The organism is Kerstersia gyiorum, assembly GCF_048595715.1.
Lineage (GTDB): Bacteria > Pseudomonadota > Gammaproteobacteria > Burkholderiales > Burkholderiaceae_B > Kerstersia > Kerstersia gyiorum.
This window is the reverse complement of the sequence record NZ_CP169556.1, coordinates 2,894,973-2,912,164: the sequence shown is the minus strand read 5'-3', so window position 1 is coordinate 2,912,164 and position 17,192 is coordinate 2,894,973. Positions and strand designations below refer to the sequence as shown.

The 17,192-nt window shown below is 65.0% G+C and carries 16 protein-coding genes; 9 read left to right on the top strand and 7 right to left on the bottom strand.

Annotated elements, in window-relative coordinates; all coding sequences use genetic code 11:
- The first annotated feature begins 33 nt into the window (after window positions 1–33).
- Both ACEW7X_RS12680 and cysM read left to right on the top strand, forming a co-directional pair.
- A complete protein-coding gene (locus ACEW7X_RS12680; RefSeq protein WP_420177280.1) occupies window positions 34–279 on the top strand; it encodes a ComEA family DNA-binding protein in 246 nt (81 codons plus the stop codon).
- Between the two features lie 281 nt (window positions 280–560).
- Window positions 561–1,466 carry a cysteine synthase CysM gene (cysM, locus tag ACEW7X_RS12675; protein ID WP_068366467.1) on the top strand — a complete coding sequence of 302 codons (906 nt, stop codon included), beginning with the start codon at window positions 561–563 and terminating at the stop codon, window positions 1,464–1,466.
- A gap of 111 nt (window positions 1,467–1,577) precedes the next feature.
- Here cysM and mltB read toward each other — a convergent pair whose 3' ends face one another.
- Window positions 1,578–2,801, bottom strand: a complete 1,224-nt coding sequence (gene mltB / locus ACEW7X_RS12670; protein ID WP_068366464.1) for a lytic murein transglycosylase B — start codon at window positions 2,799–2,801, stop codon at window positions 1,578–1,580.
- Between the two features lie 10 nt (window positions 2,802–2,811).
- On the opposite strand from mltB, the gene ACEW7X_RS12665 reads away from it, so the two are divergent.
- The 7 genes from ACEW7X_RS12665 (at window position 2,812) to ACEW7X_RS12635 (ending at window position 10,466) form a co-directional block, all read left to right on the top strand.
- Entirely contained in the window at window positions 2,812–3,738 is a 927-nt protein-coding gene (locus ACEW7X_RS12665; RefSeq protein WP_068366462.1) for a histone deacetylase family protein, read from the top strand.
- Window positions 3,739–3,908: 170 nt separating this feature from the next.
- Complete coding sequence (locus ACEW7X_RS12660; protein WP_068366459.1) at window positions 3,909–4,658, top strand: electron transfer flavoprotein subunit beta/FixA family protein; 750 nt, start codon at window positions 3,909–3,911, stop codon at window positions 4,656–4,658.
- A gap of 2 nt (window positions 4,659–4,660) precedes the next feature.
- The gene (locus ACEW7X_RS12655; protein WP_068366456.1) at window positions 4,661–5,590 is read left to right on the top strand and encodes an electron transfer flavoprotein subunit alpha/FixB family protein; all 930 of its coding nucleotides are present in this window, start codon (window positions 4,661–4,663) and stop codon (window positions 5,588–5,590) included.
- A 340-nt stretch (window positions 5,591–5,930) separates the two neighbouring features.
- Complete coding sequence (gene kdsA, locus ACEW7X_RS12650) at window positions 5,931–6,758, top strand: 3-deoxy-8-phosphooctulonate synthase (protein ID WP_068366453.1); 828 nt, start codon at window positions 5,931–5,933, stop codon at window positions 6,756–6,758.
- A gap of 1 nt (window position 6,759) precedes the next feature.
- Entirely contained in the window at window positions 6,760–7,482 is a 723-nt protein-coding gene (gene kdsB / locus ACEW7X_RS12645) for a 3-deoxy-manno-octulosonate cytidylyltransferase (RefSeq protein WP_068366450.1), read from the top strand.
- 18 nt (window positions 7,483–7,500) lie between these two features.
- Window positions 7,501–8,085, top strand: coding sequence for a hypothetical protein (locus ACEW7X_RS12640; RefSeq protein WP_153044037.1), 585 nt, complete (start codon window positions 7,501–7,503; stop codon window positions 8,083–8,085).
- A 194-nt stretch (window positions 8,086–8,279) separates the two neighbouring features.
- Window positions 8,280–10,466, top strand: a complete 2,187-nt coding sequence (locus ACEW7X_RS12635; protein WP_083969331.1) for a TonB-dependent copper receptor — start codon at window positions 8,280–8,282, stop codon at window positions 10,464–10,466.
- Between the two features lie 123 nt (window positions 10,467–10,589).
- Here ACEW7X_RS12635 and ACEW7X_RS12630 read toward each other — a convergent pair whose 3' ends face one another.
- The 6 genes from ACEW7X_RS12630 to ACEW7X_RS12605 all read right to left on the bottom strand — a co-directional run bounded on the left by ACEW7X_RS12630 (window position 10,590) and on the right by ACEW7X_RS12605 (window position 17,056).
- Window positions 10,590–12,074 carry an ABC transporter substrate-binding protein gene (locus ACEW7X_RS12630; protein ID WP_068366444.1) on the bottom strand — a complete coding sequence of 495 codons (1,485 nt, stop codon included), beginning with the start codon at window positions 12,072–12,074 and terminating at the stop codon, window positions 10,590–10,592.
- A 27-nt stretch (window positions 12,075–12,101) separates the two neighbouring features.
- A complete protein-coding gene (locus ACEW7X_RS12625; protein ID WP_083969330.1) occupies window positions 12,102–13,007 on the bottom strand; it encodes an ABC transporter permease in 906 nt (301 codons plus the stop codon).
- On the bottom strand, window positions 13,004–13,954 hold the full coding sequence (locus tag ACEW7X_RS12620; protein ID WP_068367670.1) for an ABC transporter permease: 951 nt from the start codon (window positions 13,952–13,954) through the stop codon (window positions 13,004–13,006). Before ACEW7X_RS12620 ends, ACEW7X_RS12625 begins: the two co-directional genes overlap by 4 nt.
- A 206-nt stretch (window positions 13,955–14,160) precedes the next feature.
- Window positions 14,161–15,396, bottom strand: coding sequence for an MFS transporter (locus ACEW7X_RS12615; RefSeq protein ID WP_068366442.1), 1,236 nt, complete (start codon window positions 15,394–15,396; stop codon window positions 14,161–14,163).
- 4 nt (window positions 15,397–15,400) lie between these two features.
- On the bottom strand, window positions 15,401–16,024 hold the full coding sequence (locus tag ACEW7X_RS12610; RefSeq protein WP_068366439.1) for an isochorismatase family protein: 624 nt from the start codon (window positions 16,022–16,024) through the stop codon (window positions 15,401–15,403).
- Window positions 16,025–16,165: 141 nt separating this feature from the next.
- Window positions 16,166–17,056 carry an AraC family transcriptional regulator gene (locus tag ACEW7X_RS12605; protein ID WP_068366436.1) on the bottom strand — a complete coding sequence of 297 codons (891 nt, stop codon included), beginning with the start codon at window positions 17,054–17,056 and terminating at the stop codon, window positions 16,166–16,168.
- Between the last annotated feature and the right edge of the window lie 136 nt (window positions 17,057–17,192).

Sequence of the window (17,192 nt, the reverse complement as noted above, 5' to 3'; positions counted from 1 at the left end):
TCCGGTGCCTGCGCAAGTTTCGCCGCTGGCGCTGTGGATGCGAATTCTGCGACCGTGGCGGAGCTGATTTCGGTGCGCGGCATCGGGCCGAAAACCGCGTTGCTGATCGTTCGAGAGCGTGAGCGTGGCGGTGCTTTCGAGTCCTTGTCCGATCTGGCGGACCGGGTTCGGGGAATAGGTCCCAAGCGGGCCCGGGCCATGCAGGCGGGCGGGCTGGAGGTTCATGGGCAACCAACCGGCGCTGCGGGTAGCGGCGTGGCGGCAGGTAGCGGCAGGTAGCTGTAGGGGGCAGAAGGGGCAGAAGGGCGGGGCGGTGTCGGGGAGGATCACCAGAGGGTGCCTGGGTTGCTCGGGGCCGCCAGGAGGGGGGCGGCCGCGCGGAAAGCCTGTTGTGAAGGGGGCGCTTGCGTGCGCCTGGGGCGATAGGCGTATGATGGCTGTTTTTTCTACGCGGATGCCCTGGCGCTTTGCGCCGCATGACGCACCCTGTCAGCAGGTGTCTGGCCCGGTGGTGCGCCGTGCCTGTTCCGAGGGCGCAGGCTCGTGATTTCCGGTGGCTTATGAAGAACTACCCTACGATTGAAGAAACCGTTGGCAATACCCCGCTGGTCAGGCTGCAGCGCATTCCCGGTGATGCCATCGCTGCGCGCGGCAATGTGCTGCTGGCCAAGCTGGAAGGTAACAATCCCGCTGGTTCGGTCAAGGATCGTCCAGCACTGTCCATGATCCGCCATGCCGAGGCGCGTGGGGATATCCGCCCTGGCGATACCCTGATCGAGGCCACCAGCGGCAATACCGGCATTGCCTTGGCGATGGCGGCAGCCATGAAGGGCTACCGCATGATCCTGATCATGCCCGACAACTTGACGGTGGAGCGGCGCGCGGCGATGACCGCCTACGGGGCGGAGCTGATCCTGACGCCTGCCGACCAGGGCGGGATGGAATATGCACGCGACCTGGCGCAGTCCATGCAGAGGGAAGGCAAGGGCAAGGTGCTGGACCAGTTTGCGAACCCGGACAATCCGCGGGCGCATATCGACACGACCGGTCCGGAAATCTGGCGCCAGACCGACGGGCAGGTGAGCCATTTCGTCAGTGCGATGGGCACTACTGGCACCATCATGGGGGTCTCGACCTACCTGAAGAGCCAGAATCCAGGGATACGCGTGGTGGGTGCGCAACCGGCGCCCGGTTCGCAGATCGCCGGCATACGCAAATGGCCGGAAGCCTATCTGCCTGCCATCTACCAGGCGGATCGCGTCGATGAATTTGAACTCATCGAGCAGTCTGCGGCGGAAACCATGGCACGCCGGCTGGCTGCCGAGGAAGGCATTTTTGCGGGGATTTCATCCGCCGGCGCATTGATTGCCGCGTTGCGGGTGGCCGAAAGGGTCGAGAACGCGACGATCGTGTTCATCGTCTGTGACCGGGGCGACCGCTACCTCTCCACTGGCGTGTTCAACTGACACGCTGCAGGCATGCCGGGCAGACCCCGGCGTGCCTCTCGTATGGCGCTTTTCGCACGGCCTTCAGGCAGGCCGCCGAGCAGCATGCTCAGAAAATCCGCCAGGTTGCGTTCACGGTTGCTTCAGCAGCGCCTGTGACAGGTCGCTCACGGCAGTGGCGTAGAAATAGCTTCGGTTGTATTGCGTCAGCGCGAAGAAGTTCGGCGTTGCAGTACGGAACTCGGTGACGCCGCGGGCTTCATCCTTCAAGTCTATGACACCCAGCGGGTGCTGCAGCCAGGCGGCCTGGGCGGACGCGCCCGGGGCCAGGCTGGCACCTGCTAGTTGCAGCGATTGCCAATCCTGGCGCGGTACCAGGCCGCCATCCGCCAGCGTTTGCGCTTGTTGGCTCAGGCGTGCGGGCGCGAACACGGGCAGTCCGGGCACCCAGCCGTGCTGGCGCAGGAAATTGGCCACGGACAGGATGGCATCGGTGCTGTTGTTCTGCAGGTCGACCAGGCCATCGCCGTCACCATCCACTGCGAACTTGAGGATGCTGGTCGGCATGAACTGCGGCATGCCCATGGCGCCGGCAAAAGAGCCGCGCGGGGCAGCCGGGTCCTGACCCGATTGATAGGTCCAGAGCAGGAAATCGGCCAGTTGTTCCTGGAACAGGCTGGCGCGTTCGGGCCGGTTCGGGTCGGGGTAGGCGAAGGCCAGCGTGGCCAGCGCGTCCAGCACGCGGAAACCGCCAGTCTGTTCACCATAGAGGGTTTCGACACCGATGATGGCGGCGATGACGTGTCCGGGAACGCCGTATTCCGTTTCAGCGCGTTGCAGCGCAGCCCGGTTTTCCTCCATGAAGGTGCGTCCCTTGCGGATGCGGATGGGTTCGACGAAACGTCCACGGTAGGTAGTCCAGCTGCGCACGACAGGCTTGCCGCCGCGCGTGGGGGCCATCAGGCGCGCCACTTGCGGATGGTATTGCGCTTCGGCCATGGCGCTTTCGGCCCATTCGGCAGGCAGGCCGCGCGAGCTGGCGGCGGCGTGGGCGAAGGCAGCCCCGGTTTCGGGAGAGAAGCCGCCAGGGATGCTGGGAAAATCAGGTAGCGGGCCAGGGGCGGCGAGCGGTCTGGCAGCAGGTGCAGGCGCGGCCGCCGGAGCGGGCGGCGCAACCGTGTCGGCCGGACGCAGGGGAAGCGGCTGAACGCCGTCCGCGGTGATGCGGGCGGCCTGGAAGGCTTGCGGCGCGACGCCGGTGGCGGGGGCGCTGGCGATGGAGCTGGCCGTATTGGCGCAGCCCGCAAGCATCATGGCAAGAAATCCCAGTTGCGGGAAACGCGAGGTGGCGAACATAATGAACCTTATGGAGACACTATATATTACCCACCCCTCAGGCTGGCTGCATGAGATGGGGCCGTATCATCCCGAATGCCCCCAGAGGCTGGGTGCGGTTTCCGACCAGTTGCTGGCCAGTGGGCTGATGACCTGCCTGCGGGAAATGCAGGCGGGGCCCGCCAGCGACGAGGCGCTGGCGAGCGTGCATGATCCGGCATATATCGCCCGGCTGCGCGACATCACTCCGTCCGAAGGCTATGTGCGCCTGGACCAGGATACGCAGATCAATCCCTACACCTTCAACGCTGCTCGCCATGCTGCCGGCGCCGGCATCGCCGCCGTCGACGCGGTGATGGGGGGCGACGAAAGCCACGTGGCCTTTTGCGCCGTGCGTCCGCCGGGGCATCATGCCTTGCCGGACCAGGCCATGGGCTTCTGTTTCTTCAACAATATCGCCGTGGCCGCCCGCCATGCGCTGGATGCGCATGGCCTGGAACGCGTGGCGATCATTGATTTCGATGTGCACCACGGCAATGGCACCGAGGCCATGTTCGCGGGCGACGGGCGCGTGCTGATGTGCGGGTTCTATCAGGAAGCCCTGTTTCCTCACCGTGGCGAGGCGCCGCAGGCGCCCAATATGTGCAACGTGCCGCTGCCTCCCTGTAGCGGGGGCGACGCGGTGCGGGAACTGGTTGAAACACAATGGTTGCCGCGCCTTGAGGCCCACAGGCCGCAGTTGCTGCTGATCTCCGCCGGATTCGATGCCCATCGTGAAGATGACATGGGGGGCATGAAGCTGACGGAAGCGGACTTCGCCTGGCTGACCCGCGTGCTGGTTGACGTGGCCGACAGGCATGCGCAGGGCCGCATCGTCAGTATGCTGGAAGGCGGCTACGAGTTGTCCTCGCTGGGGCGCAGCGTGGTGGCGCACGTACGTGCGTTGTCGAAGCTGTAGAATCGCAAGGTTTGGGCCTGACAGGCCCAGGTGTGGCGCGTTTCCCGCATGGCGGGCTGCAAACGCAGAGTATCGGCGCGTCCGCCGTGTCGTAAATGAAGGACGCCGGCAATGGGGCCGGCATGCTGCGCGGGGAAGCCTGCCCGTTTTGATTTTTTGGAGATTGCTGGATGAAGGTTCTCGTACCCGTCAAGCGTGTCGTTGACTACAACGTCAAAGTACGCGTGAAGTCCGACCAGTCGGACGTCGATATCGCCAACGTCAAGATGTCGATGAATCCCTTCGACGAAATCGCCGTCGAAGAGGCCATCAGGCTGAAAGAAAAGGGCACGGCGACGGAAGTCGTCGCGGTATCGTGCGGCGTGGCCCAGTGCCAGGATACGCTGCGCACGGCGTTGGCCATCGGCGCCGACCGTGGCGTGCTGGTGCAGACTGACGTCGAACTGCAGCCGCTGGCCGTGGCCAAGCTGCTCAAGGCCGTGGTGGACAAGGAAGCGCCGCAACTGGTGCTGCTGGGCAAGCAGGCCATCGACGACGATGCCAACCAGACCGGCCAGGCGCTCGCGGCGCTGCTGGGCTGGAGCCAGGCCACTTTCGCAAGCAAGGTAGAAATCGACGGCGAGCGCGCCATCGTTACCCGTGAGGTCGATGGCGGCCTGGAAACCGTTTCCGTCAAGTTGCCGGCCATCATCACGACCGATCTGCGTCTCAACGAGCCGCGCTTCGTGACTTTGCCCAACATCATGAAGGCCAAGAAAAAGCCGCTGGAAACCTTGACGCCCGACGCACTGGGCGTGGACCCCACGCCGCGCCTGAAGACGTTGAAGGTATCCGAACCCGCGCCGCGCAAGGCAGGCATCAAGGTGTCGGATGTGGCCGCGCTGGTCGATAAACTCAAGAATGAAGCGAAGGTGGTTTGAAGATGGCTATCCTGGTAATTGCTGAACACGACAACGCCCAGCTGAAGGGCGCGACCCTGAATACCGTGGCGGCGGCAGCTGCCATCGGCGGCGATGTACACGTGCTGGTGGCGGGCTCCCAGGCGGCGGAAGTGGCTGCGCAGGCGGCCAAGGTGGCTGGTGTCTCCAAAGTGTTGCTGGCCGATGCGCCGCAACTGGCCGATGGCTTGGCTGAAAACCTGTCGGAACAGGTTCTGGCGGTGGCCGGCGGCTACAGCCATATTCTGTTTCCGGCAACGGCATCGGGCAAGAACGTGGCGCCGCGCGTGGCCGCTCGGCTGGATGTGGCCCAGGTGTCGGACATCATCGCGGTCGAATCCGCCGATACGTTCCAGCGCCCCATTTACGCCGGCAACGCGATTGCCACGGTGCAATCGGCTGACACCGTCAAGGTGCTGACCGTGCGCACCACGGCATTCGATGCCGCGCCTGCGGATGGTGGCAGCGCCGCCGTTGAAACCGTGGCTGCGGTTGCCGACAGCGGCCTGTCGCAGTTCGTGAACCGTGAAGTGGCGGCCAGCGAACGCCCGGAACTGACGGCTGCCACAGTCGTCGTGTCTGGTGGCCGTGGCCTGGGGAGCGCCGAGAATTTCAAGCTGCTCGAACCGCTGGCCGACAAGCTGGGTGCAGCGCTGGGTGCCTCGCGTGCCGCTGTCGATGCGGGTTATGCGCCCAACGACTGGCAGGTCGGGCAGACCGGCAAGATCGTCGCGCCGCAGCTTTATGTCGCGGTCGGTATCTCCGGCGCCATCCAGCACCTGGCAGGCATGAAGGATTCCAAGGTGATCGTGGCGATCAACAAGGACCCGGAAGCGCCGATCTTCGGCGTGGCTGATTACGGAATCGAAGCGGATCTGTTCCAGGCCGTGCCTGCGCTGACCGCAGCGCTCTGATGTTTCCGTCTGCCGTGCCGGGTGTCCCGGCCGGCAGGCAGGCGGCAGGCGAAGCCTGCTTCCCGGCGCCCCATGGCCTGCCGACACAGGCAGCCATGGGGCGTTTTTTCGCCCGGTATCAGGCCGCAGGGCATGGGCCAGGCGGGTGAGGGCAGGCATTGCTGTCCCGCTTGCCTGGCAGCCTGCCGCAAGCAGATGGCAGGATTCCATGCCTGTTGCAGTGGGGATGCTTGGGAGCAGCTGGCGCTCTCGGGTATCATCTCGGCTTGCCGAATATGACTTTTGCGCGACTATCATGACCGCTACTACGCCCCCGATCGCCGTTGAAATCATCCCTGGAATGGTTTGCGCCAATGACAGGCCCTTCGTACTGTTCGGCGGCATCAATGTGCTGGAGTCGCGCGACCTGGCATTCCGGGCTTGCGAGGCCTACCAGACGGTGACTGCCAAGCTCGGCATTCCCTATGTTTTCAAGGCCTCGTTCGACAAGGCCAACCGTTCTTCCATCCATTCTTTCCGAGGGCCAGGCTTGCACGAAGGCCTGGAGATATTCCGTGGAGTCAAGGAACGCTTCGGCGTGCCGGTGCTGACCGACGTGCACGAGCCCGAGCAGGCTGCGGTGGCCGCCGAGGTGATTGACGTGCTGCAACTGCCCGCCTTTCTGGCGCGCCAGACCGATCTGGTCGTGGCGCTGGCCCGGACGGGCCGGGTGGTCAATATCAAGAAGCCGCAGTTCCTCAGCCCGACGCAGATGGCGAACATCGTGGAAAAATTCCATGAGGCGGGCAACCAGCGCTTGCTGGTCTGCGAACGCGGCAGTTGTTTTGGCTACGACAATCTGGTGGTCGACATGCTTGGTTTTGGCGTCATGAAGAAAGTGACGAACAACCTGCCGCAGATTTTCGACGTGACTCATGCGCTGCAGCAACGCGACCCCATGGGCGCGGCATCCGGTGGCCGCCGCGAACAGGTTGCTGACCTGGCGCGTGCGGGCATGGCGATCGGGCTGGCGGGCCTGTTCCTGGAAGCGCATCCGGACCCGGCACAAGCCAAGTGCGATGGCCCCAGCGCGTTGCCGCTGGACCAGCTGGAACCCTTCCTGGCCCAGCTCAAGGCGCTGGATGATCTGGTGAAAGGGTTTGCGCCCCTGAACATTGCCGGAGCTTGAGATGCGTATCGCCATCGTCATTCCGGCGCGCTACGCGTCGTCCCGCCTGCCGGGCAAGCCGCTGCTGGATATTCACGGCAAGCCCATGGTGCAGCATGTCTACGAGCGCGCCAGCCAGGCGCGCGGGGTCGATCATGTCGTGGTGGCGACGGACGATGCGCGTATTTTCGATGCCGTGCGCAGCTTTGGCGGCCAGGCGGTCATGACGCGTGACGACCATCCTTCCGGTACCGACCGCCTGGCGGAAGTCATGGCCAAGCTGCCGGCCGAGGTCTACATCAATGTGCAGGGCGACGAGCCCATGATCCGGCCTGGCGACATCGAGATCCTCGCCGATGGCATGCGCGCCGATCCGGCGATTGCCGTCGCTACGCTGTGCCATCCGATCAGTGTGCAGGACGCCGAGGACCCGAACCAGGTCAAGGTTGTCCTGGCGGACAACGGCGACGCGCTGTATTTCAGCCGTGCCCGCATTCCTTATGTACGGGATGCGGATACGGCAGTGACCTATCTGAAGCATATCGGCATCTATGCCTATCGGCATGATGTATTGCGCGATTACGCGCGTCTGCCGCGTCCTGTCATGGAGCGTGCCGAGCAACTCGAACAGTTGCGCCTGTTGGCAGCCGGCCTGCGCATCCGTGCCTGGCAGGTCGAGGCCGTCGGGCCAGGGGTGGACACCCCCGAAGGCCTGGAGCGCGTCCGGGCGCTGATGGCGGGGTAAGTCTTGCCGCGCCTGCCGATGACCGACGCCAGGGCTGGCGGCCTTGCCGCTGCGCCCCTATCCAGCCGGGTTTCGCGGCGTGGCGGGGCGCGCAAGGCATTGGGCCGACGGTCACGGCCGGTATCGGCATTGCCGCTGGCACGCCTGGGCATCATGCTGCTGTTGCTGGCGCTGATGTGGCTGCGGGCCATCATTCCCAATGGCTACATGGTGGACCCCGCCGCTGCACGTGCGGGCCATTACGCCCTGATGCCATGCCCGGCGACAGGATGGCGCTGGCCGGTGGATGCGCCCCAGCCCGGCGCGGCCGGTGGTGAAAATGGCCATCATGGCCGCCACGGTAGCCATGCTGACCATGGCGGCGGTGAACCTCATCTCCAGTCCCGCGATGGCAAGGGCGCTGACATCGAACATATCAGCGTGGATTGCCCGACGGGCATCATGCTGTCCCAGGCGGTGGCGCCTGCGCTCTGGTGGCCGCCTGTGCTGGCGCTGGTGCCCGCCATGGTGCGCCCGCTGCCGCGCCAGCTTCCCGCTCGCATTGCCTATGGGCCTGTATGTGGCCCCCCCGTTGGTTCCCAGGCGCCACCTCTCCTTTCATAGTCCTGACCAGTCTGCCGTTCCGCGTTGCCGGGCCGCCCGTTGCCTGGCCGCAGCCGGCAGGAATTCCCAAAAGTTGAATTTTCTACGCATGGCTGGCGTCCCGCAGCCCGTGCGGAATACCGCTTGTGTGTTCCGCAGGGAAGGCGTTCGCGCTGCCGTGCGTGACAGACCATGAAAGGTTTTCAATGTCAGCAATGATCCGCGCCCAGGCGCAGCTTTCCACGTTTTCCGTTTATTCCTCAGGGGCCGCACAGGCCGCCCGCCGGGGCCAGGCCGGCCTGGCCCTGCATGTGTTGTGCGCCGCGCTGGCGGCGGCCTTGCCGATGGTGGCGCAGGCCGACAAAGTGGCCGATGGCGGCCGCCTGGCGCCGGTCGTGATCACGGCTCTGCCGCCCAGCTCACCGCTGGTGATCGAGACCGATCCCAAGATTCCGCGCCAGCCCCTGCCGGCAGCCGATGGCGCCGATTACCTCAAGACCATTCCCGGATTCACGGCCGTGCGCAGCGGTGGCGCCAATGCCGATCCCGTATTGCGCGGTATGTTCGGTTCGCGCTTGAACATCCTGGTCGACGACACCACGATGCTGGGCGCATGCCCCAGCCGCATGGATACCCCGGTGTCCTATATTGCGCCGGAAAACTTCGACGAACTGGTTGTGGTCAAGGGGCCGCAGACCGTGCTGTGGGGCCCAGGCGCCTCGGCTGGTACGGTGCGATTCGAGCGCAGCAAGCCGGTTTTCACAGAAGAGGATGCGCCGGTGCGCTTCGAGGGCAGCGTGGTGGGTGGGTCCTGGGGGCGCAACGACCAGAATGCCGACCTGATCGCCGGCAATGAGCACATCTATGCGCGCGTGGCGGCCAACCATTCGCATTCCCAGAACTACAAGGACGGCAATGGTGACGAGGTTCCGTCGCGCTGGGACAAATGGAACGTGGACCTGGCCGTTGGCCTGACGCCGGATACGGACACCCTGTATGAATTGACTGCCGGCGTTGGTGATGGAGAAGCGCGTTCGGCCGGGCGCGGTATGGATGGCACACGCTTCAAGCGCGAAAGCATAGGCTTTCGCTTCGAGAAGGAAAACATCACGCCTTGGCTGGAAAAGGTCGAGGCGCGGGTCTATCACAACTACGCCGACCACGTGATGGACAACTACAAGCTGCGTGATCCGGACCCCGCCAGTTCCATGCCCATGGCCATGGCAAGCAATGTGGACCGGACGACCAACGGCGGCCGGGTGGCCGGTACCTTCCGCCTGGCAGAGACCGTCAAATTGACGTCCGGGTTGGATGCCAGACACGATACTCATCGTGCACGCAGCGCCATGGCAATGGGTAGCGGGGGCCATGGCGGCATGGGCGGTCACGGCAGCAGCATGGGGTCAATGAGTGGCATGGGCGGCATGTCGGTGGATTACCAAAGCAAGCCGCGTGTCAAGGATGCCGCGTTCGACAATATCGGCGTTTTTGGCGAGTTGCGCTGGGAACTGGCCGACGAACGCCGCGTCATCACCGGCCTGCGTATCGACCGTGCAGAAGTCAAGGATTACCGCACGACGTCGCCGACCTATGGCGACAAGCGCAGCAAGACCTTGCCTTCGGCATTTGCCCGCTACGAGGCGGACCTGTCCAGCCTGCCGGTCAGCTGGTATGTCGGTTTGGGCCATGTGCAGCGCATGCCTGACTACTGGGAACTGTTTTCGCCGACAATGGGCCCGGCGGGCAGCGTGAACGCTTTCTCGGCCATCAAGCCGGAAAAGACCACGCAACTGGATGTCGGCGCGGATTACCATGGCGACAATTTCGACGCATGGATTTCCGCCTACGCCGGCCATGTGACGGATTACATCCTGTTCGACTATAACGTGCATGCCATGGGCGGCGGCCATGGTGCGGCCAGCCGTGCGGAGAACATCAATGCCCGCACGCTGGGTGGCGAACTGGGCGCGGGCTACAACTGGACGTCCGCCTGGCGCACGGAAGCCAGTCTGGCCTATGCCTGGGGCCGCATGAGTGGCGGCGGCGCCTTGCCGCAGCAACCGCCGCTGGAAGTGCGCCTGAGCGCCAGCTATGACGATGGTACGTGGTCGTTCGGGGCGCTGTGGCGCCTGGTGGCCAGCCAGAACCGTTATTCCGACGGCCTGGGCAACGTTGCCAGCAAGGATTTCGGCGCGACGCCCGGCTATGGCGTGCTGTCGCTCAATGGCGGCTATGCCATCGACAAGCGCTGGCAGCTGAATGTCGGTATCGACAACTTGCTGGACAAGACCTATCACGAGCACCTGAACATGGCCGGCAACGGCGCCTGGGGCTATTCCGGCACGACGGCCATCAACGAACCCGGCCGTACCGTCTGGGCCCGGTTGGGCATGAAGTTCTGATGCCAAGGCTACGGGCGGGCCGATCCGGCCCGCCCTAAAGAAAACAGGCCCGGCGCGTTTTTGCGCACGGGCCTGTCTTGTTCATGGCGTTGGCGGGCGGCGCTGTCGCCTGTGCCGGGAGCTTCAGTCCTGCCAGCGCCAGGTGGCAAAGTCGGTAATGAAAACCGGCACATCCTTGCGCATGCCGCTCAGTCCCTTGCGGGCGATGCTGATCCATTGCGGTTGGTACAGGAAGGCGGCGGCGGCATCCTCGGCCAGTTGGCGTTGCGCGGCCTGCAGGGCGCTCAGGCGCTGGTTCTCGTCGGCGGCCGAACGCGTGTCCTGGTAAATCTGCTGGAAGGCCGCAGAATCGTAGCCGGTGTAGTAGTCCGGGTTGGCAAAATTCCCGAGGTCCAGCGGCTCGACATGCGACACGATGGTGAGGTCGTAATCGTGTGCGCCGCCGTAGACATTGGCCAGCCACTGCGCCCATTCGACGTTCTTGATGCGGACCTGGATGCCAGCCTGGGCCAGCAGGGCGGCGATGATTTCCCCCCCCTGGCGTGCGTAGGGCGGCGGGGGCAGCAGCAGGTCCAGGCGCAAGGGCTGCGCGACACCGGCTTCCTGCAGGAGAGCCCTGGCCTTGGCGGGATCATAGGGATTGATACCTGTCGTATCGACGTAGCCGGGCGTGCCCGGCGTATAGAAGCTGCCGATGGGCAGGCCGTAGCCGTCAGCTGCGCCTTCGATGACGGCATCGCGGTCGATGGCGGCAAGAATGGCGCGGCGCACGCGTACGTCATCAAGCGGCGCGCGGCGCTGGTTGATAGCCATCATGGTTTTGGCTCTGGAACCGCCGACCACGATGTCGAAGCGGGAATCCTGCTGCAGCCGGGGCAGGCTGCGCGAAGCCTGGATGCGCGGGAAGGCGTCGATATCGCCGGCCAGCAGGGCGGCGGCCTGCGCGGCCGGATCGCTGATGAAGCGTATCGTCACTTCGTCCAGGGCAACCTGGGAAGCATTGCGGTAATCCGGCCACTTCTTCAGTTGCAGGCGGCTGCCGCGTTGCCATCCCGCCAGCTGGTACGGGCCGGTGCCCGTAGGCTGGGTGGCATTGGTGCCGGCGCTGCCGGGTTCGACGATGGCGGCGGTCATCATGCCCAGGCGGAAGGGCAGATCGGGGTCGGCCTGCGGCAGGGTGATTTGTACGGTCAGCGGGTCCGGGGTGTCGATCTGCCACTGCGAAAAATGGCGCCTGTCCTTGTTGGTGCTGTTCTCAGCACCAGCGCGTTCAAAGGCATAGCGTACTGTCTGCGCATCCATGGCTGCGCCATTATGGAAGCGCACGCCATCGCGCAGCCGGAACGTGTAGGTCCGGCCGTCATCGGAGACTGTCCAGCTTTCGGCGAGCAGCGGCGTCACGCTGCCGTCTTCCTGGATTTTCGTCAGGGTTTCGTAGATGTTGTAGAGCGTGACGTCGGCAATGGTTTCCGCCGCGTTGGCAGTCGGGTCCAGCGCAGGGGGTTCCAGCGTCATGCCTATGGTCAGGCGCTCCGGGGCGGATAGCGCGAGTGCCGGGATCGAACCCAGGGTGCCCAGGACACAACCCAGCAGCAGTTTGCGTAGCATTTCAAGTCTCTCCGGTTTCTTGTTTTGTCATGCCAGGGGACGGCGTCGCACAGGCGCCAGCCGTGGGTCCAGCGCGTCGCGCAGGCCGTCACCCAGCAGGTTCAGCCCCATGACGGCCAGCACAATGGCGGCGCCGGGATAGAACGCGAGTTCCGGCGCCGTGAATATCATCGACTGCGCTTCACTCAGCATTCTGCCCCAGGATGGCGCAGGCGGCTGCACGCCCAGCCCCAGATATGAAAGCGCGGATTCGGCCAGGATGGCAATGGAAAATTGCAGCGTGGCCTGGACAATCAACGGCGAAGCCAGATTGGGCAGCACGTGGCGTAGCGCGATATGCCATTCGCTGCGTCCGGCGGCGCGTGCGGCGGCGATATATTCCATTTGCCAGATGACCCCGGCCGAGGCGCGCGTGACCCGAGTGAACGTCGGGATCATGGCCAGGGCGATGGCAAGGATTGCGATGTCCAGCCCGGGGCCGCTTTCCGATGCGGCGGCCAGGATTGTGGCCAGCAGGATGGCGGGAAAGGCAAAGCTGAAGTCTGCTGCCCGCATGATGATTTCATCCAGCCAGCCGCCGCGCATGGCGGCCAGCAGCCCCAGCAGCGCACCCGCCAGCAGCCCCAGGGAGACGGAAATGGCGCCTGCCAGCAGGCTGCTGGCGGCGCCGGCCATGAGCAGGGAAGCGATATCGCGCCCCAGCGGGTCCGTGCCCAGCCAGTGTTCCAGCGAAGGGGGCAGCAGCCGATGCTTCATGAAAATGCCTTCGACCGGCCAGGGCGTCCAGATTTCAGCGAGCAGCGCAATGCCGACGAACAGCACGACCAGCACCGCGCCGGCGACGAAACGGGGCTGGCCCAGCAGCCGGCCGGCCAGCCCGCGTTGGCGCCGCCGGGGGGGGAGTCCCGTGGCAAGCAGGCGATGGTCTGTCATGTGCTGGCCCTCCGCCTGCGCGGGTCGGCCAGGCCGCAGGCCAGGTCTGCCAGGAAATTGACACAAATGACCATGAGCGCCAGGAACAGGACGGCGTTGCGCACGACTACCAGATCCCGGTTGGCGATGGACTGCAGGATCAGGCGGCCCAGGCCGGGCAGATTGAAAACATTTTCGATCACGATGGCGCCGGCCAGCAGGTGGGCGAATTGCAGGCCGGCGATGGTCAGGATGGGAATCAGGGCATTGCGCAGCACATGGCGGGCGACCACCTGGCGGCGGGGCAGGCCTTTGGCCATGGCAGTGCGTACATAGTCTTCGCGCAGCACATCCAGCACCGCGGCACGGGTGATGCGGGCCAGGACGGCGGCCTGTACCAGCGCCAGAGCGATGGCGGGCAGCACCAGGGCTTGCAGCGAGGCAAGGGGGGCGTCCTGCCAGCCAGGGAAGCCACCGGCCTGGAACCATTGCAGCTGTACGGCAAAGATGATGATCAGCAGAATGCCCAGCCAGAATCCTGGGACGGCCAGGCCTAGCTGGCAGATGCCCATGACCAGCAGGTCGCCACTGCGGCCATGGCGCAGCGCGGCGTAGATGCCTGCGGCCAGGGCCAGCAGAATGGTCAGGGCCATGGCGGCCAGCGACAGCGGCAATGTCAGCGCCATGCGCTCGGTGATCAGGCTGGCAACGGGCACGCCATAGGCATGGCTTTCCCCGAGGTTGCCGGTGGCCAGGCCCGACAGCCATTGCAGGTAACGTTGCCAGGCGGGCAGGTCCAGACCGAGATGAGTGCTCAGGGCGGCCACGGCCTCGGGCGGCGCGTCAGGCCCCAGGCGCATCTGGGCGGCGTTGCCGGGCAGTACCTCCAGCGCCAGGAAAATCAGCAGGGTGGCGACAGCCAGCGTGGCCAGCAGGCCTGCCGCCCGTCGCGCCAGATAATGTTGCATGAGGCGGATCAGATGGCCGCGGGCGTCCACGGCGCCGCCATGCCGCCCGCGCTGCTGCGCGGTGCCGGGCTAGCGGGAAAACAGGGCCGGGAGAAGCTCACTATCGCCATCCTTGGACGGAAAAGCGCAATATACCCTTTCGGGCGAGCGGGGTGTTGGATGGCGGCCGGCCCGCGCCGGTGCCGGCCGCAGTCGCAGATCGGTCGTCAGCCGGCCTGGCGCAGCTTGCGCGGCGCAGATTCCGCCAGGAACAGGCTGATCAGCGCGCCGGCCGCAATACCGCCGAAGGCGAAGTACAGGGTGTATTCGATACCGTATTGCTGGGCGATGTGGCCTGCGATGGCGGGCGCAAAGCCGCCACCGAAAATTTCACCGACGCCGCAGACCGCACCGATGGCAGCGGCGACCAGGCCCGGTGGCGCGGCTTCCATGGCCACCGGGCCGGTGAACAGCGCCAGCAGTCCCAGGCAGAAGAAGGACACCACGAACAATGCGGCAAACAGTTGCCACGGCGTGGCGCCGATCCGGGTGAAGACCAGCAGGGCCATGGCGCCGCCGATAAAGGCCAGTACGGCGGCAAGCCGCCGGCCGATGAGGTCGGACGCCCCGGGTACCAGGAATTCACCCAGGAACCCGCCGAAACCCACGGCTGACACGATCCAGCCCATCTGCGTGCCATTGAGGTGCAGATAGTCGATCAGATAGCTGGGCATCATGGCACCGATCACGAAGATGCCGGTCATGGCGCAGAGAATGCCCAGCATGGCAAGCACGACATTCCGTGAGCGCAGCAGATCGGACCAGCGTACCGGGGCAGGGGAAGGCTTGGCCGTGGGCGCCGCCGGTATGTTCGTCCGCGCACCGGGTTCGCGGATCACGCGATACAGTCCCCAGGCAACCAGCAGGCCAGGCAGCGCTGAAACCAGGAAGACATAACGCCAGGACGGCATGATGACCAGCAACTGGGTGGCGATGATGGGGGCGAAACCCAGCCCGAACAGGGCGAAGGCGCTTTGTTGCAGGCCCTGGTTGAGCCCTCTGCGGCGCGGATGCGAAGCTTCCCCGGCCGCTGCGACGCTAGCGGGGCAGAACGCACCCTCGGAGATGCCCATGGCAACGCGGATCAGCAGCAGGCTGGTCAAGCCGCCGGCCAGGCCAGAGATGCTGGACAGCAGGGAAAAGACGATGGTGGAAATCACCAGTACCTTGCGTCTTCCGATTTGATCGGCCAGGCGACCCATCAGAATGGCGGACACGCCCCAGGCGATGCCTAGCGCCCCGATCAGGTTGCCCAGGTCCTGGTAGCCCAGCCCGAGGTCTTTCATCATGAAGGGAAACAGCGGCGCGAGCAGCCAGCGGTCCAGTCCGATCAAACCGAAACCCAGTGCCAGCAGCGAGACGGATTGCCACTCATAGCGGGTGTCGAAAGGAGTGTTTTTCATGTTGCTACTCCCTGGCCAGTGCCCATGCCAGGGCGTCGGCTGAAACAACTTGTCCGAAGGCGGATTCGATGGCGGTTTGCGTGGCCTGTTGCGAGGCGTCGTCGAACCCGCCGGTGGCGTCACCGACGAAAGCGACCTTGAAGTCGCGCATGAAGGCGCTGCGGGCAGTCGATTCGCAGCAGACGCTGGTGACGGTCCCGATGATGATCAGGGTGTCGATGGCGGCGTTACCGCGCATGGTGCGGATCAGTGTTTCAAGATTGGTGTTGTAGAACGCGTCGTAGCGGTGCTTCACGATGATGGCGTCGCCGGGGCGAGGCGCCAGCTCTTCCACGATTTCCGCACCGGCGGTGCCTTCGCGCAAGCCGCTGCCTGTCAGCTGTGGATGCATCTGGGTTTCGATGGGGGAAATGTCGAAGCCGTCATACAGCACGTGACGGGTGTAGGCGACCGGCACGTCGTGGCGGCGGCAGCAGTCCAGCACGGACTGCATTGCGGGCAGCCGTTCGCGCGCGGCGGCCACTTCCATGACGGCCCCTGCCCGGACGAAATCATTCTGCATGTCGATGACCAGCAGCATCGAGCGGCTGGGAACAATAGGCCAACGCAGGGAATTCTCGGTACGCATGTGTCTCCTCCGGAAGATCAGTGAATTGTCCGAAGGAGTGTATGGGCCGCGCCGGGCGGTCCGCCCGGCGGAAATTGCGCTATTCCCGACGATATTGCGCGCTTTGGGCCTGACCGCGGGCCTGAGCGCGAGTCTCGGTCTTCAGTTCAGGCGGCGCCAGGCGGCCGGGCTCATGCCTTCATGGCGGCGGAACAGGCGCGCCAGGCTGTCCGGGTCCTGGTACCCGACGCTGGCCGCGATGCGTTCCAGCGGCCAGTTCGTGGCGCCCAGCAATTGCTTGGCGCGCGCCACGCGGCGCTGCAGCAGGTAGTGATAGGGAGAGACGCCGGTAGACGCCTTGAAGCAGCGGGTGAAGTGGAATTTGGTCATGCCGCAGTCCTGGGCCAGGCTGTCGAGTGAAAAATCCTCGGCCAGACGCTGTTCCAGTACTTCCAGCGCCTGCTTGAGCGCCCTGGCGTTCAGGCGCGGTGCCTGGCGCCCGGCACCGCGTTCGTCGTGGCGGCGCCATTGCTGCGCCAGCGCGTTGAGAATGGTGACGCAATAACTGTCGGCCAGCAGCCGGGGGCAGCCGTTGCGTCCGGCCTGTTCGGCAAACGCGATGATGCTGGCATACAGGAAGGGGTTGGCAAAGCCCTTTTGCGCCAGCATCCACAGGCCGTGCTCAGCGTTGCCGACTTCCAGCTGCTCGAAGTAGTCGAAGACGCTTTGTTTGTCTATCGACAGGAAGGTCACGCGCGCTGCGCCATCCTTGACCCAGCGGAACGCGGTATCAGGGGGAATGACATGCACCGGGTGCGGCGCGCTGCTGAAGTGATCATGGTAGCCCCAGCCCAGGTCTACCATGGCGGTGGACAACTGGTATTCATGGGAAGCCAGCATCACCAGCTCGGGCAAGGCCGGGCTTTGCAGGTCGTGGGCGACGAAGCGGCAGGTCGTCAGGCGCGCGCCGGCGTCCGGGCGCGCTGTCTGGGTTTCCAGGCGGTAGGCGGCGTTGGCGGCGATCAGGTCATGGAATGAGGCGGCGGTCGGCATGCGGAAACCTCATGCAAAAGAAAGTATTTCAAGCGATACCGGGCTGTCTTGCCATCGGGGTTTGCGCTTGCGCCCAGCCTCGGGCAGGTGCCGTGGGCGGACGGGCAGGCTGCGCCGGTCCATATTTCAATATTTG

What these genes read in the sequence shown, in the direction of transcription:
- kdsA (WP_068366453.1), top strand. Translation starts at nt 5,931, where the DNA reads ATGGTTTGCGCCAATGACAGGCCCTTCGTACTGTTCGGCGGCATCAAT.
- ACEW7X_RS12625 (WP_083969330.1), bottom strand. Translation starts at nt 13,007, where the DNA reads ATGACAGACCATCGCCTGCTTGCCACGGGACTCCCCCCCCGGCGGCGC.
- ACEW7X_RS12665 (WP_068366462.1), top strand. Translation starts at nt 2,812, where the DNA reads ATGGAGACACTATATATTACCCACCCCTCAGGCTGGCTGCATGAGATG.
- ACEW7X_RS12615 (WP_068366442.1), bottom strand. Translation starts at nt 15,396, where the DNA reads ATGAAAAACACTCCTTTCGACACCCGCTATGAGTGGCAATCCGTCTCG.
- ACEW7X_RS12660 (WP_068366459.1), top strand. Translation starts at nt 3,909, where the DNA reads ATGAAGGTTCTCGTACCCGTCAAGCGTGTCGTTGACTACAACGTCAAA.
- ACEW7X_RS12610 (WP_068366439.1), bottom strand. Translation starts at nt 16,024, where the DNA reads ATGCGTACCGAGAATTCCCTGCGTTGGCCTATTGTTCCCAGCCGCTCG.
- ACEW7X_RS12635 (WP_083969331.1), top strand. Translation starts at nt 8,280, where the DNA reads ATGATCCGCGCCCAGGCGCAGCTTTCCACGTTTTCCGTTTATTCCTCA.
- ACEW7X_RS12655 (WP_068366456.1), top strand. Translation starts at nt 4,661, where the DNA reads ATGGCTATCCTGGTAATTGCTGAACACGACAACGCCCAGCTGAAGGGC.
- ACEW7X_RS12620 (WP_068367670.1), bottom strand. Translation starts at nt 13,954, where the DNA reads ATGCAACATTATCTGGCGCGACGGGCGGCAGGCCTGCTGGCCACGCTG.
- ACEW7X_RS12605 (WP_068366436.1), bottom strand. Translation starts at nt 17,056, where the DNA reads ATGCCGACCGCCGCCTCATTCCATGACCTGATCGCCGCCAACGCCGCC.
- mltB (WP_068366464.1), bottom strand. Translation starts at nt 2,801, where the DNA reads ATGTTCGCCACCTCGCGTTTCCCGCAACTGGGATTTCTTGCCATGATG.
- cysM (WP_068366467.1), top strand. Translation starts at nt 561, where the DNA reads ATGAAGAACTACCCTACGATTGAAGAAACCGTTGGCAATACCCCGCTG.
- kdsB (WP_068366450.1), top strand. Translation starts at nt 6,760, where the DNA reads ATGCGTATCGCCATCGTCATTCCGGCGCGCTACGCGTCGTCCCGCCTG.
- ACEW7X_RS12640 (WP_153044037.1), top strand. Translation starts at nt 7,501, where the DNA reads ATGACCGACGCCAGGGCTGGCGGCCTTGCCGCTGCGCCCCTATCCAGC.
- ACEW7X_RS12630 (WP_068366444.1), bottom strand. Translation starts at nt 12,074, where the DNA reads ATGCTACGCAAACTGCTGCTGGGTTGTGTCCTGGGCACCCTGGGTTCG.